Below are 15,183 nucleotides of genomic sequence, written 5' to 3'. Positions count from 1 at the left end.
TATATTTCTATTGACTAAAGAAATAATTATTACACAGTATATAATGTAGTATAATTATCAATTAGTATGCAATACTAAAATAAATTAACTTAATAAGTTTATTTATTTTAAAACTAAAAAATTATTTTTAATAAATTTTTTAATTTTAAATATTTTTTCTTCATCTACATTAAATAAAAATTTTGTATCATATTCAAATTTAGATTTTGTAGAAAAAACAAAAGTAGAAGCTGGAATATTTTTAGCACCAATGAAAAGAACATTATTAATAGGACGTTGTTCTTTAATTTCACAAGGACCATAAAACATTATAATTGGGATATTCTGTGAATCAGCGATATAAGCATTCCCTGAATCTGAAGAAATATAAATGTGCATTTGAGAAATTGCCCATGGTACAGCTTCTAAATTAAATTGTCCGATTAAGTTTATTATATTTTTTTTATTTCCTATTAATTTTATTAATTCATTAAAGTATACTTGTTCTTCAACAACACCAAATATAAAAAATATGCAGGGTAATTCTTCAAGTGAATTAATTAAATCACAAAAGATTGAACTAGGAATAGTTTTAGATTTATTACCAGCAGAAATACTAATACCAATTTTTATTTCTTTTATAGGAATTCTAAGTGCCTGTGGTATATAAGTTGGTATATATAAAGGTGAAGTAGCATATTTAGGAAAATCTTTATAACAAAAATTACGATTAATTAATTTAAGATAACTATTAAGTGTTAAATCTTTTTTTCTATGCTCTACTATTCCTAGAGCACTATAATAAAAAATTTTATGATATGGCTTATATGCATATGTTTTTAAAAACTGTTTATTTGGTGCATTGCATAATGATGCAAAGAAAAGATTTATACTATTAGGATGGACAACATAAATATTATCATAGCGATTTATTAATTTAATTAATAGTATAATGATATGAATAACACTACGTTTTGCATCTTCTATTAAATAATATTTATGAATATTATCATCGTGGCATGCTAGTGGCTCTACAATACTACTAATAAGAACATCTGAATGACCTAATGCACGTATCATAGGAGTAATATTAATAAAATCACCTATTTTTGCTGTTTGAATAATTAAATTTCTTCCTGTTGTTTTTTTAAAAATAAGAAATAGTTTTTGAATAGGAAGTAAAAATAAGTATAATAAAACGTAATTCATAAAGAGTTATCAGCTATAATAGACTTGAGATGAGATAAAACGTAATCTACTTTTAAGTCCTTTAATATACAACTAGGAGAAATAAGTATAATTTGGTTTTTACCATACACACCTATTCTTTTAGGATTAGTTGGACCATATAAAGTAATGTTAGGACGATTTAATGCTGCTGTTAAGTGACTTAAACCGGTATCTACTGATACAACAGCATGTGCTCCGATTAATTGTTTAGCAAGTTGTTCTACTGTTAAACGAGGTAAAACTTCTACATTTTTAAATCCTTGAGTAAGTCTTAATGCACGTTTATATTCATGTTCTGTACCCCAAGGTAATTTAATTTGTAGAAATGTCGGTTGTATTTTTTCAATTAATTCGCGCCAATGTGATTCTGGCCAATGTTTATTAGTACGCGTAGTAGAATGTAGAAATATCAAATACTGTTCAACATGATCAGATAATGATGAAATAAAATAATCAAGAATAGTGTAATTACCTTCAATTTTTGGTTTTTTATAATCCAAGCTTTTTGCAAACTGTTCTCGTATACGTTCTACTGCATGCTGTTGTTTATTAATATGATGATGTTTATCATACCACCAAGTTGCAAGAGGTTCTCGAATACTATGTCTATTTTGACCATGTTTTTCACCTCTAGATAAACGTGTTATTAAAAATGCACTTTTAATTAGTCCTTGTGCATCTATTACAGCATCATATTCACGTGACTGTAGTTCATTTTTAAAATATAAACGTTCCTTACGATTCTTATTACTAAACCAATTTTTACGCCATCGACGAATTGCAACTGGTATAACTTTATCTACAGAAGGATGCCAATAAGGAATTTGAGCAAAATGTTCTTCTACTACCCAATCAAAACGAATACCAGGAAGTTCATGCATAGCATCAGTAAGAGCTGGTAAAGTATGCAATATATCTCCCATAGAGGAAGTCTTAATAATTAAGACGTGCATATTTACTCCTAGTCTAGATTCAATAAAGTAATTAGTTCTTGATGAACTCTTGAAGGATTAATATCAATTAAGCTTTGATGATAACCATATTTTCTATCACTATAGCGTACTTTATAATATCCTCCAATTAGACGAATAACACGTGCTTTATGAGATAATGGAGGCGTAAAATCAGGGTTGCTTGGACCATATAAAGCTACTAATGGTCGATTTAATGCTGCAGTAATATGCATTAAACCAGAATCATTACTAACTACTGCTACACAATGGGCTAAAAGAATTACTGCTTCTTCAAGTTGTGTCTGTCCCACTAAATTTTTACAGTGTTTACGAGATGATTCTAATAACATTTGTATAATAGCATTGCCTATTTTATGATCTTTTATTGATCCCAATAGAATTAATTGATAACCTTCTGCAATTAATTGTTCAGCTAAAGCTGCATAATGATAATGGGGCCAGATTTTTGCTGGCCCAAATTCTGCACCAATACAAAAACCTATTATTAAACGATAGTTTGATAATGCAAATTTTTTTATTATTATTTGTTTTTCATCTTCATTAACTACTAATTTTGGCCATAATATAGGATGTGGTAATTGATGAGAAAAAGTAGATGATTCATCATATCCTAATGCAATATAGCGTTCTACCATCATTGGAAATTCAACTTTATTTAATATACGTATGTCATTTAATACTAAATAGCGCATTTCCCCTCGCCAACCAATACGATGTTTAATTCCAGCGAAAAATGGGATTAATGCTGATTTAAAAGAATTAGGTAATACATAAGCGCGATCATAATTATTAGTTTCTAAAGATTTACCTAGATAATATCTTTTTTTCAGTGCTAATATACCGTGGTCTAATGGCATATTTAATGCACTATCTACTTCTGGCATTCTTGATAATAATGGATGGCACCATGCTGGCGCAATTACATCAATAATTGACTCATTATATTTAGTTTTAATTGTACGATAAAGACTTTGTGACATTACCATATCACCAATCCAAGATGGACCAATGACTAAAATTTTTAGCATTAAAAGTATCCTGTAGTTATTTTAAGAGTTTAACCATGACATATATTCCTTAATTCCTGTCGTTAATTTTTTAAATGGTTTATTATAACCAACCATAATTAGTTTACTAATATCAGCTTTTGTAAAATATTGATATCTTTCTCTTAATTTTTTAGGAAATGGAATATATTCGATTTGACTTTTTTGATGATATTTTAATATCATTTCAGCTATGTCTTTAAATGATACATCATGACCAGTACCGCAATTATAAATACCAGAAATATTATTTCTCCAGCACCATAAATTTATAGCAACTATATCATCTACATGAATAAAATCACGACGAAAATTATTACTACCTTCAAATAATTGTGGATTTTTTCCTTTTCGTATTTGTGAATTAAGATGATATACTATACTTGCCATATTACCTTTATGTCCTTCATATGGACCGTATACATTGAAATACCTTAATCCACATATTGATGAATGTGCTTTTGGTATAACTTGACGGACATAATTATCAAATAACATTTTTGAATAACCATATATATTAAGAGGTCTCTCATACTGGCGTTCTTCAATAAAATATTTATGTTCGTTTCCATAAGTAGCAGCAGAAGAAGCATATATAAATGGGATATTTTGCTTAATACAGAAGTGTAGTAAATATTTTGAATACTCATAATTATTATTCATAACATATTTACCGTCCCATTCAGTTGTTGTAGAACATGCACCTTGGTGGAATACGGCTTTAATTGAATTCAAATGTTGACTAGAAGATATAATATGCTTAAGCAGCATATCTTTATCAATGTAATCAGCTATATGTCTATGTACTAAATTTATAAATTTAGTACCATTTTTTAAATTATCAACCACTAAAATATTAGTATGGCCACGTTCATTAAGACCTTTAATCAGATTACTACCAATCATACCAGCACCGCCTGTAACCATGATCATTGAATTTACCTTGGAAATAAAAATAAGAAAAGAAACATTAATTATTATATGTTATCTAATAATTTAGATAAATAAATTGTAGTATAATTACTAATTTTTAATAAAAGTATTTATTTTAAGATAACTATCTATAATAATTAATATATAAATTAAATGTTTTAATTCTTATTAAATAGTTTATGATAATTAAATTAGTTGAATAAGTAATATAGATTATTATATAAATAGAAAGATTTAAAATAAATAGGTAATTTTCTTTGTTTATTGCAGTAAATAACATTTTATTTTTTGTTTTAGATTTATTAAATATAAAACTTATGAATTAAATATTTAATAGATATGAAGATTATAAACATATTAATAATATCGAAATACTTTTTATTTTGGTTATCATAAATCAGTCATAAGCCATAGATTTATATTTATTGTAAATAACATTAATGCCTGACATCTTAACACTATCTTTTATATATTTTTACTTAATTAAGTAAATATTAGTAATTTAAATATAATTAAATATTTTTTTAGTAAAAAATCTAATAATTATTTAATGAAGTAATGATTTTTTAGAAAATAACAATTTTCTTTATTAAAAAATTATTTGTTATTTTTTATTTTAAAATTTTCATTAATTTATATGAATAATTAAAAATTCATTTTATGTAAAATGAATAACATCTTTACATTAATAAATAAATATATTATTTAAATAATTAGATTATTTTTAATTTTATTATTTTAGTACTAGTATTTAATTAATGATTACAATTATTATTGTGTTTATTATATTATGTAAATGATAGCATATAAACCATTATTTTATTAATCATCAATACACTTATATATTAATTCAAATGAAGAAAATAGTTTCTTACTTATTTAAAACTTTCTTTATTTATAGATTTAGTATTTTATGCTTATATTTAGTTAAAAACTAATACCAAAAATATTATTTTTTATTTTTTATTTTTTATAATAAATAAATGATTAAATTAAATTAATTAAATAATTTATGATATAATGATTTTGTATGATTCATAAAATCATTAATCTAATAAAAAAGAGTATTTTTTTAATTCTTACCTAAAAATTAATTTTAATTATGTTTTAAAAGAATTTTTAAAAAATAAATATGATTTTTTTACTCATAACTATATATTTAAAATTACTGATAGTAATGTTACATTGATATTTTATTCTAGTTTATTAATTGATTAATTAGGTTGGAGTTATTAGTTATTTATGCAAAAAATTCTACAATTTGTAAGTAATCATCCTATTCTTAATTTAGTATGGATCATTTTTTTAATCCTCATTTTTGTAACTTTAATAAAAGAAATATTTTCAAATATAAGGAATATTAACACTAGCGAAATGATCCACATCATTAATAAAGAAAAGGCAATGATAATAGACGTTCGTTCATATGAAGATTATAAAAATGGACATATTGTAGGTTCTATACATATAGTAGGAGAAGATATAAAAAAAAGAAAGGTAAATGAATTAAAAAAATATAAATCTACACCTATAATAGTTGTGTGTAACACCGGACAACATGCTAGTGTTTTAGCAAGAGAGTTAAGTACTTTAGGTTTTATTCAAGTTTTTGTATTAAAAAATGGAATTAATGCTTGGAATAATGATAACTTACCACTAGTAAAATTACACAACTAATATTAAAATAATAATTAATATAGAGAATACATAAAATATAGAGGTATATACTCCATTAAACTATCCTTATTGGTATTATATAAAAATATTTTCTTCTCATAAAATCGTTTTGAATAAAAATTCAATAAAATATATAGAAATAATTATACCTAGTAAAGTGCAATATAGTTTTTCAAATTTTCATTAATTCTTAATATACTGGTGATTATAGCGATATTTACTCATTAGATTCGTATACTAAATTCGATTCTTTTTTTATTTATAAAATTTAGGTTAGATAATTGTGATTCATAGGCTCTAGTTATGTCATTACATAATACTAATGAAATGCATTTTCAAATTCAACGTATTTATACTAAAGATCTTTCTTTTGAAGCTCCTAATGTTCCACATATATTTCAGAAAGAGTGGGAACCAGAAGTAAAATTAGATTTAGACACGTCATCAACTCAACTTAGTGAGGAAGTTTATGAAGTTATTTTACGTGTTACTGTAACAGCTATTGTGAGTGAAGAGACTGCATTTTTATGCGAGGTACAACAAGCAGGTATTTTTATTATTAAAGGCATCGAAGGTACTCAAATGGAGCATTGTTTAGGTGCATATTGTCCTAATATTCTATTTCCTTATGCACGTGAATGTACTACTAACTTAGTATCTCGTGGCTCTTTTCCTCAACTAAACTTAGCACCAGTTAACTTTGATGCTCTATTTATAAATTATTTACAACAGCAAAATAAAAATGAAAATGAAAATGAAGAATCAAATCAAAGTCAGAGTAACTCATGACTAAATGTAATTCTTCTATCGGTGTAATAGGTGCTGGATCTTACGGTACAGCTTTAGCTATAACATTAGCTCGTAATCATAATCAAAAAGTATTACTATGGAGTCATAATCAACAAAGTGTAATACGACTTCAAGCTGATAGATGTAATACTTGTTTTTTACCTAATATATATTTCCCAGATAATTTAATTCCTGAATTTGATTTGGTCAAAGTACTACAAAATAGTAGAGATTTATTAGTAGTCGTACCAAGTCATGTATTTGGTGATGTACTTATAAAGTGTAAGCCACATTTGCGATTAGATTCACGGATTGTTTGGGCAACTAAAGGATTAGAAAAACAAACTGGACGTTTATTACAGGAAGTTGCACGAGAAATTCTTGGTAATAATATTCCATTAGCAGTTATTTCAGGTCCTACCTTTGCTCAAGAATTAGCTCAAGGATTACCAACATCTATTGTACTTGCATCAACTGATACTCAATTTGCTAAAGATTTACACTATAGATTTCAATCTGAAAAATATTTTCATATTTATAATAGTTCAGATATTATTGGTATTCAGATTGGAGGTGCAGTAAAAAATGTTATTGCTATTGGTGCTGGAATTTCTGATGGTATTGGTTTTGGTGCAAATGCACGTACTGCTTTAATTATTTGTAGTTTAGTAGAAATAAGTAAATTAGGTGTAGCTCTAGGTGCTGATTCTACAACTTTTATGGGTATGGCTGGTTTAGGTGATTTACTTTTAACGTGTACAGATGATAAGTCACGTAATCGCCGTTTTGGTATAATGTTAGGTCAAGGTAAAAGTGTTAATGATGCAAAATGTATCATTGGACAAATTGTAGAAGGTTATAGAAACACTAAAGAGGTAAAAGCGTTAGCTAATCGAGCAAAAATAGAAATGCCAATTGTTGAACAAATTTATCAAGTATTATATTTTAAGAAATCAGCTCGAGAAGCAGCTTTAAGCTTAATTAACCATAAGTAAAAAGAAAAACACCTAGAAATTTAATAAAAGAAATTATAGTTATAACCTGGGATATCCTATTATGGATTATTTACCGGGAGCAAATAGTCGATGTCTTATAAAAAATTAGATATAATATGGAGTAATATAAAAGCTGAAGCTAAAGAATTAGCTATCTGTGAGCCTACATTAGCCAGTTTTTATCATGAAACATTACTTAAACATGAAAATCTTGGTAGTGCTCTGAGTTATATGTTATCGAATAAATTAGCAAATTCTATTATGCCAGCTATTGCTATTCGTAAAATTGTAGAAGAAACTTATTATGAAAATCCTAAGATGATTATTTCTGCAGCTTATGATATTCAAGCTATATGTCAACGTGATCCGGCTATTAAAAAGTATTCAACTCCATTATTATACTTAAAAGGATTTCATGCATTACAGGCTTATCGTATCTGTCATTGGCTTTGGAACGAAAGACGTTGTGCTTTAGCAATTTATTTACAAAATGAAATTTCTTTCTCTTTCGCTGTAGATATTCATCCAGCTGCCAGTATTGGCCATGGCATTATGCTTGACCATGCTACTGGTATTGTCATTGGAGAAACTACGGTGATAGAAAATGATGTTTCTATTTTACAATCAGTTACATTAGGAGGTACTGGAAAAATAAATGGAGATCGCCATCCAAAAATTCGTGAAGGAGTAATGATTGGTGCAGGTACTAAAATTTTAGGTAATATAGAAATAGGACGAGGTGCAAAAATTGGTGCAGGTTCTGTAGTATTACAACCAGTACCGCCTCATACCACTGCAGCCGGTGTACCAGCACGAATTGTCGGAAAACCAATTAGTAAAAAACCTTCTATAGATATGGATCAACATTTCAATAGTAATATATTAGGTTTTGAATTTGGTGATGGTATATAGTAGTTTTTATAATAGATATTTAGAAATAAAACACATTAAATTACATATTATTAGCAATATTATATAGATAATTTTATTGACAATTTTTTATAGTGAATTATTAATAATTACTATTTTATTAGTATAAAATGTACCAATAAAATATATATATGAATGTTATTCATATTCTTATTCTCATTTCTTATTATAATTAAGATTCATTAATTATTCAATTATTTATATATCAAATTATTTTTAATATATTCACAATTATTCAAATTAAAAATTTAATGTAATTGTAATGCTAGTAATAAATGAACTGAATAAAGTTACATGATAATATATATAAAAATAAATATAATTATAATTTTTATAAAAAAATATTAATTATAATTTAAATTATTATTATTATTATTATTATTATTATTATTATTATTTATTTTTCATAAAAGTATTTTACTATCGAGTAATTCAGAGGTTGTCATGATAAAGAAAATCGGAGTACTAACCAGCGGTGGTGATGCTCCAGGTATGAATGCTGCGATTCGTGGAGTTGTACGCTCTGCTTTAAGCTCTAGCCTTAAAGTATTTGGTATCTATGATGGCTATCTAGGACTATATAAAAATAATATAACTATCCTTGATCGTTATAGTGTATCAGACATAGTCAATCGTGGTGGTACATTTCTTGGATCTGCTAGATTTCCTGAATTCTCTAATGAAAATATACGTCAGCTAGCTATTAAGAATCTAAAAAATCATGGAATTGATGCTCTAGTAGTAATTGGAGGAGATGGTTCTTATGTAGGTGCAAAGCGTTTAACGGAAATGGGTATTCCATGTATTGGTTTACCTGGTACTATTGATAATGATGTAGCTGGTACTGATTATACTATTGGATATTTTACTGCTTTAGAAACTGTAGTTGAAGCCATTGATCGCTTACGAGATACTTCTTCATCGCATCAACGTATTTCTATAGTAGAAGTTATGGGGCGATGTTGTGGTGATTTAACTTTAGCTGCAGCTATAGCCGGAGGATGTGAATTTATTGTTCTTCCTGAAATTCCTTATACTCGTGAAGAGTTATTATCTAAAATAAAAGCTGGTATTTCTAAAGGTAAAAAACATGCTATAATAGCTATTACTGAACATATATGCAATATTAATAATTTAGCCCAATATATTGAAGAAAAAACTAAGCGTGAAACTCGTGCTACTGTACTTGGTCATATTCAGAGAGGTGGAGCTCCTTGTGCGTATGATCGTATTTTAGCTTCTCGGATGGGAATATATTCAATTGAACTTCTATTGCAAGGATACGGAGGTCGTTGTGTTGGAATTCAAAATGAAAAAATGGTCCATCATGATATTATAGATGCTATTGATAATATGAAGCGTCCTTTTAGACTAGATTGGTTAGATACTATAAAAAAACTATACTAATTTTTTATAAAAAATTAATTAATCAAAGAATTTTATTTATCAATTTATGTAAATAAAAATTTCATATTATAAAAATATTTATTTTTTTGTTTTTTTAAAAAACTATATTACACCATAATTATTTAATTATATTAAGTTCTGATTTTAAATTTTTATTTGTAGTAGCAATAGCTCTTATTATAGATATAAAAACATTAAGTTTTAGCGAAGCACCGCCTACTAATATCCCATCAATATCAGGCTGCATAAAAAACTCAGTAGCTTTTTTTTCATCATTAACAGAACCACCATATTGAATAATTATTTGTTCAGCAATAGTAGTATCTTGTTTTTTAAGATAATTTCGAATAAAATTATGTACTTTTTGTACTTGTATTGGATTGGCTGATTTTCCAGTACCAATAGACCAAATTGGTTCATAAGCAATTACAGATTTTTGAAATGCTAAAATGCCTTGTGTTTTTAAAATTGCATCGATTTGATTACTACATACTTCTTCTGTTTTTCCTGCTTCATTTTCCTCCTGAGTTTCACCAATACATAGAACTGGTATTAAACCAGATTGTTTTAATACTTGAAATTTTTTAGCTACAAAATCATTTGTTTCTTTGTGATAAGTACGTCGCTCAGAATGACCTATAATAACATATTTTACACCAATATCTTTTAGCATATCTGCTGAAGTTTCACCAGTAAAAGCACCACACAAATTAATATCTACGTTTTGTGCACTTAAAGAAATATTTATATTAGAAATTTCTTGTTTTGCCAAGTATAAGTAAACAGCTGGAGGTGCTATTGCAATATCACAAAAAGAAATGTTAGACAATTCTGTACACAAAGATTTAATAAAATTTTTTGTTATGTTTTTATTACCGTTCAGTTTCCAGTTACCTATTATTAGTCGATGTCGCATTTTACTTCCTACTTATTTTTACTCTTATGTAATAAAATAATATAAAATAGTATATCAATATGATTATCTAATTATTTTATTCTTTATTAATTATAATTAGAATATTCTAATTAATAATCTATAAATAAGTTTGTTATTTTGATGAAAATAGTTATTTTATTACCAGTAACGCTCACTACTTATGTGGCCTGGTTTATGTTCTAAATGTTGATTCATATAACGTGTTTCTTTTAACAATAAATGAGTATCGTATACCATTTGTGGATTACCACAAAGCATTACATGACTATTTTCTGGATCTATAGATAAGCCAATATTACGTTCTAATTTTCCATTTCTAATTAATTGTGGTATACGTCCATGCAATGAATAATCACTATATTCTCTGCTTACTATAGTTTGAATATGTAATTTACCTAAGTAATTCTGCTGTAAATTTTTCATTAATAATAAAAAGCTGAGTTCAGTATTATAACGTACAGCGTGTACTAATACAATATTATTAAACCGGTTTAGGTCATCTCCTTGTTGTAGAATAGATAAATAAGGACCGATTGCAGTTCCAGTTGCTAACATCCATAAAGTATTACAATCAGGAATTTTGCTAAGAACAAAAAAACCAAATCCATTTTTACTTATCTGGACTACATCACCAGCATGTAAACTGTGTAAGTATGGACTCATTTTACCTTCAGGTATTTTTGCAATATAAAACTCTAACAATGAATCTTTTGGAGCATTAACATAAGAATAAGCACGTTGTATTCTTTTACCATTTATTTCTTGTGCTATTTTAGCAAACTGTCCAGCATTGAAATCATTAATTTCTGCTTCTAAACGTAGACTAAAAAGTGTATTGGTCCAATTTTTAATCTCTTTTACTTTAGCATTAACCCAGTTTACCATACTTACTCCTTTACGTTATATTATTTATATGAACATATAAAAATATTCTTGAATATATATTCAATTTTTAAAATTATAAGTTATTAGAAAATAACTATACATATTTTAAGGTTTAATTTCAATATAATAGTATATTTTATACTTAATATATTTAATATTATCTTGATTTAAGAGAATCAATTTTTTTAAAAAAAATAACGTTGTATATTTAAATAAAAAATATTTAAACATAAAGTTTAGTTTATTTTTAAATATTTTAAATATTTTAAATTTTTAAATTTATTAATTTACTAAAAATTATATATATCTAAATATATATATTTGACTATGTCATATACTTTATTTATTTATTTATTTATTTATTTATTTATTTATTTATTTATTTATTTATTTATTTATAAATTAACTTTTAAAATAATAAAATAAAAAGATTCCTAATAATTTTATTATATATATCAGACTTATATATATATTATTAATATATTAATATTATTAAAATAAAAATATTAAATAATACAAACTATGCCCGTATTAATGATATAATAGGGCATAATAAGTTAAAATTTTACTAGTCTATTATCTATAATATAAAACGACTAAGATCTTCATTTGAAATTAATTCGTCAAGATGCTTACCAACATATATAGAATCAATGATAATAGATTCTCCATTACGATCACTAGCATCATAAGAGATATCTTCCATTAGACGTTCTAATACAGTATGAAGACGACGTGCACCAATATTTTCAGTAGTCTCATTTACTTGCCATGCGGCTTCAGCAATACGTCGTATACCATCTTCAGTAAATTCCACGTGCATTCCTTCAGTTCCCATTAATGCTTTATACTGGACTGTTACAGAGGTTCTTGGTTCTGTGAGAATACGCTCAAAATCGTTTACTGTTAATGCTTGTAGTTCAACACGGATTGGTAAACGACCTTGTAGCTCTGGAATAAGGTCTGATGGACTAGCTACTTGAAAAGCACCAGAAGCGATAAATAAAATATGATCAGTTTTTACCATACCATGTTTAGTTGAGACAGTACATCCCTCTACTAATGGAAGAAGATCTCGCTGTACTCCTTCTCGAGATATATCAGCTCCAGAAGATTGACCTGCACGCTTACAAATCTTATCTATTTCATCTATAAATACGATACCATGTTGTTCTACTGCATCAATAGCATATTGCTTCAATTCTTCTGGGTTAACTAATTTAGCTGCTTCCTCTTCTATTAGTAATTTCATTGCCTCTTTTATTTTTAATTTACGTGTTTTTTGTTTTTGTCCACCTAAATTTTGGAATATAGATTGTAGTTGACTAGTCATTTCTTCCATACCAGGAGGAGCCATAATCTCAACTCCCATAGGTATTGCGGCAAGATTGATTTCAATTTCTTTTTCATCTAATTGACCTTCACGTAATTTTTTACGAAAAGATTGGCGTGTAGCAGGTACTTCATTACTTTCCTCTGATTGACCCCAATTATTTTTTGTCGGTGGTATTAAAACATCTAGAATGCGTTCTTCAGCCATTTCTTCAGCATGATATTTATTTTTATCTATTTCTTTATTGCGGACCATTTTAATAGCTGAATCAGTTAAATCACGAATAATGGAATCCACTTCTTTTCCAACATATCCTACTTCAGTAAATTTTGTTGCTTCTACTTTTATAAATGGTGCATTAGCTAATTTAGCTAGACGACGTGCAATTTCAGTTTTGCCCACTCCAGTTGGGCCAATCATTAGTATATTTTTCGGTGTCACTTCGTGACGAAGTTCTTCATCGAGCTGCATACGGCGCCAGCGATTACGCAGCGCAATTGCTACCGCACGTTTGGCACTATTTTGACCAATAATAAAGCGGTTAAGTTCGCTGACAATTTCGCGTGGAGTCATCTCAGACATAATTTTGTGATCCTTACGCCTTAGAGGATAATTCTTCTATGTTAATATTATGATTGGTATAAATACATATTTTGCCAGCAATATTCAGTGATTTTTCAACAATATCGCGCGCACTAATATCTGTATTTTCTAACAGCGCAAGTGCTGCTGCTTGGGCGTAAGGCCCTCCAGAACCAATCGCGATTAGATCATTTTCCGGTTGAACTACATCACCGTTACCGCTAATTATTAATGAAGTATTTTCATCTGCAACTGCTAACAATGCTTCGAGACGACGTAGTATTCGATCTGTACGCCATTCTCTTGCCAATTCAACTGCAGCCTTAACTAAGTGACCTTGATGCATTTTTAATTTACTTTCAAATAATTCAAATAATGTAAAAGCATCTGCAGTACCACCGGCAAAGCCTACGATTACTTTATCATTGTAAAGGCGTCGTACTTTTTTAACATTACTTTTCATTACAGTAGTGCCAAAAGTAGCTTGACCATCTCCGCCGATCACTACTTGGCCCTTCAATCGTACGCTTACTATTGTTGTCACAAGCAAATCCCTTGTTGCTGTTATGTGTAAAAAAAGAAAACTCATGCGCTTAGCAAGGAGTATCATGCAACTTGATATGGGGCACTATTAAGGGGTTTCAACCCCCTGATATGGAGGGAATACAGTTTTTATAGCCAAAAATATGTAAACGGTTAACTATACTATAAGCACTATTGCGATCTTTAAAGGGGCCTATTACTACACTATTCCAACCGTCTTTGCTATTAATATGGCTTTCAAAGCCTTGAAATGCTAGATGTGCATGTATAGATTCCGCTAATATACCCTCCTTAAATACACCACATTGTATAATCCAATGCTGTAAATTATTTTGCTCACTATGAGTATGAATATTATTATTCAATTTATTTTGTAAGTTCGGTGTTTGAGTTTTAGATTTACGGTTAATGAAAACTGTTTGATTTTTATCGTCTTTATTCGGTAATAAAATTCGCGATTTAGTTTTATCATTATTATTAATGATGTAATTTTTTAATAATGGCATTTTAATTTGATTATTTTCTAATTCTTTAATATACTTCCATCGTTCTTCCGGTTTAGGAGGAAGTATGCTGTCATTAATTTTATTATTTAAAGATGCTGACATATTTTTCTTTTGATAAGATGATACAAACCATAATTTATTGATGAATAATATCATAAATAATATAGCTGCAGTTATCATTATTAAATTTACAACGTTAGATTTGTTATTCTTTTTGTATCCTATTTTTTTCTTTCGTATTACCGTTGAATATTTTCTGCTTACATAATCTTTTTGTTCCACTTTACTTTTAATATCCTTTTAAAAATTAAATACTCAGTTGAAAATTAATTATATAAATTATAATAGAAAAGTATGATATTAAATATCACTACCTTAATATTAGCTTGAATAGCAATACTGATGATTTATTTTCTAAAAAAATTAAATCATTGATA

Annotated in this window: 14 protein-coding genes; 5 read left to right on the top strand and 9 right to left on the bottom strand. The window is 27.4% G+C overall.

Annotated elements, in window-relative coordinates; translation table 11 throughout:
- Positions 1-102: 102 nt before the first annotated feature.
- From FD728_RS04265 to rfaD, 4 genes are read right to left on the bottom strand one after another with little or no spacing between them, the layout of a single operon-like run.
- Positions 103-1,188, bottom strand: coding sequence for a glycosyltransferase family 9 protein (locus FD728_RS04265; RefSeq protein ID WP_159935169.1), 1,086 nt, complete (start codon positions 1,186-1,188; stop codon positions 103-105).
- Positions 1,185-2,162, bottom strand: a complete 978-nt coding sequence (gene rfaC, locus FD728_RS04260; protein ID WP_159935167.1) for a lipopolysaccharide heptosyltransferase RfaC — start codon at positions 2,160-2,162, stop codon at positions 1,185-1,187. Before rfaC ends, FD728_RS04265 begins: the two co-directional genes overlap by 4 nt.
- Before the next feature lie 8 nt (positions 2,163-2,170).
- Entirely contained in the window at positions 2,171-3,211 is a 1,041-nt protein-coding gene (gene rfaF / locus FD728_RS04255) for an ADP-heptose--LPS heptosyltransferase RfaF (RefSeq protein ID WP_159935165.1), read from the bottom strand.
- Between the two features lie 21 nt (positions 3,212-3,232).
- Complete coding sequence (rfaD, locus tag FD728_RS04250) at positions 3,233-4,162, bottom strand: ADP-glyceromanno-heptose 6-epimerase (RefSeq protein ID WP_159935163.1); 930 nt, start codon at positions 4,160-4,162, stop codon at positions 3,233-3,235.
- A gap of 1,242 nt (positions 4,163-5,404) precedes the next feature.
- Between rfaD and FD728_RS04245 the strand changes: the two genes are divergently transcribed.
- From FD728_RS04245 to pfkA, 5 genes are all read left to right on the top strand, one after another.
- Positions 5,405-5,839: a rhodanese-like domain-containing protein gene (locus tag FD728_RS04245; protein ID WP_159935161.1), complete on the top strand. Its 435-nt coding sequence runs from the start codon at positions 5,405-5,407 to the stop codon at positions 5,837-5,839.
- A 303-nt stretch (positions 5,840-6,142) separates the two neighbouring features.
- Positions 6,143-6,628: a protein-export chaperone SecB gene (gene secB / locus FD728_RS04240; RefSeq protein ID WP_159935158.1), complete on the top strand. Its 486-nt coding sequence runs from the start codon at positions 6,143-6,145 to the stop codon at positions 6,626-6,628.
- Complete coding sequence (gene gpsA, locus FD728_RS04235) at positions 6,625-7,623, top strand: NAD(P)H-dependent glycerol-3-phosphate dehydrogenase (protein ID WP_159935156.1); 999 nt, start codon at positions 6,625-6,627, stop codon at positions 7,621-7,623. Before secB ends, gpsA begins: the two co-directional genes overlap by 4 nt.
- Positions 7,624-7,713: 90 nt before the next feature.
- Entirely contained in the window at positions 7,714-8,535 is an 822-nt protein-coding gene (gene cysE, locus FD728_RS04230) for a serine O-acetyltransferase (RefSeq protein WP_159935154.1), read from the top strand.
- A 462-nt stretch (positions 8,536-8,997) separates the two neighbouring features.
- A complete protein-coding gene (gene pfkA, locus FD728_RS04225) occupies positions 8,998-9,960 on the top strand; it encodes a 6-phosphofructokinase (protein ID WP_159935152.1) in 963 nt (320 codons plus the stop codon).
- A 118-nt stretch (positions 9,961-10,078) separates the two neighbouring features.
- Here pfkA and tpiA read toward each other — a convergent pair whose 3' ends face one another.
- The 5 genes from tpiA to FD728_RS04200 form a co-directional block, all read right to left on the bottom strand.
- A complete protein-coding gene (gene tpiA / locus FD728_RS04220) occupies positions 10,079-10,876 on the bottom strand; it encodes a triose-phosphate isomerase (RefSeq protein WP_159935150.1) in 798 nt (265 codons plus the stop codon).
- 159 nt (positions 10,877-11,035) lie between these two features.
- On the bottom strand, positions 11,036-11,782 hold the full coding sequence (gene fpr, locus FD728_RS04215) for a ferredoxin--NADP(+) reductase (protein WP_159935148.1): 747 nt from the start codon (positions 11,780-11,782) through the stop codon (positions 11,036-11,038).
- Positions 11,783-12,362: 580 nt separating this feature from the next.
- Entirely contained in the window at positions 12,363-13,697 is a 1,335-nt protein-coding gene (gene hslU / locus FD728_RS04210) for an HslU--HslV peptidase ATPase subunit (protein ID WP_159935146.1), read from the bottom strand.
- A 13-nt stretch (positions 13,698-13,710) separates the two neighbouring features.
- Positions 13,711-14,241: an ATP-dependent protease subunit HslV gene (gene hslV / locus FD728_RS04205; protein ID WP_159935255.1), complete on the bottom strand. Its 531-nt coding sequence runs from the start codon at positions 14,239-14,241 to the stop codon at positions 13,711-13,713.
- Positions 14,242-14,338: 97 nt separating this feature from the next.
- A complete protein-coding gene (locus FD728_RS04200) occupies positions 14,339-15,028 on the bottom strand; it encodes an SPOR domain-containing protein (protein WP_159935144.1) in 690 nt (229 codons plus the stop codon).
- Positions 15,029-15,183 lie beyond the last annotated feature (155 nt).

It is taken from the genome of Pantoea sp. Aalb (genome assembly GCF_009829985.1).
Taxonomy (GTDB): Bacteria; Pseudomonadota; Gammaproteobacteria; order Enterobacterales; family Enterobacteriaceae; genus SZZU01.
Note: the sequence above shows the minus strand (reverse complement) of the source record. Positions and strands in the feature narration are given on the sequence as shown.

Coding starts and splice junctions, on each gene's coding strand:
- secB (WP_159935158.1), top strand. CDS start 6,143: ATGTCATTACATAATACTAATGAAATGCATTTTCAAATTCAACGTATT.
- rfaF (WP_159935165.1), bottom strand. CDS start 3,211: ATGCTAAAAATTTTAGTCATTGGTCCATCTTGGATTGGTGATATGGTA.
- FD728_RS04265 (WP_159935169.1), bottom strand. CDS start 1,188: ATGAATTACGTTTTATTATACTTATTTTTACTTCCTATTCAAAAACTA.
- FD728_RS04245 (WP_159935161.1), top strand. CDS start 5,405: ATGCAAAAAATTCTACAATTTGTAAGTAATCATCCTATTCTTAATTTA.
- rfaC (WP_159935167.1), bottom strand. CDS start 2,162: ATGCACGTCTTAATTATTAAGACTTCCTCTATGGGAGATATATTGCAT.
- hslU (WP_159935146.1), bottom strand. CDS start 13,697: ATGTCTGAGATGACTCCACGCGAAATTGTCAGCGAACTTAACCGCTTT.
- tpiA (WP_159935150.1), bottom strand. CDS start 10,876: ATGCGACATCGACTAATAATAGGTAACTGGAAACTGAACGGTAATAAA.
- gpsA (WP_159935156.1), top strand. CDS start 6,625: ATGACTAAATGTAATTCTTCTATCGGTGTAATAGGTGCTGGATCTTAC.
- fpr (WP_159935148.1), bottom strand. CDS start 11,782: ATGGTAAACTGGGTTAATGCTAAAGTAAAAGAGATTAAAAATTGGACC.
- cysE (WP_159935154.1), top strand. CDS start 7,714: ATGTCTTATAAAAAATTAGATATAATATGGAGTAATATAAAAGCTGAA.
- pfkA (WP_159935152.1), top strand. CDS start 8,998: ATGATAAAGAAAATCGGAGTACTAACCAGCGGTGGTGATGCTCCAGGT.
- rfaD (WP_159935163.1), bottom strand. CDS start 4,162: ATGATCATGGTTACAGGCGGTGCTGGTATGATTGGTAGTAATCTGATT.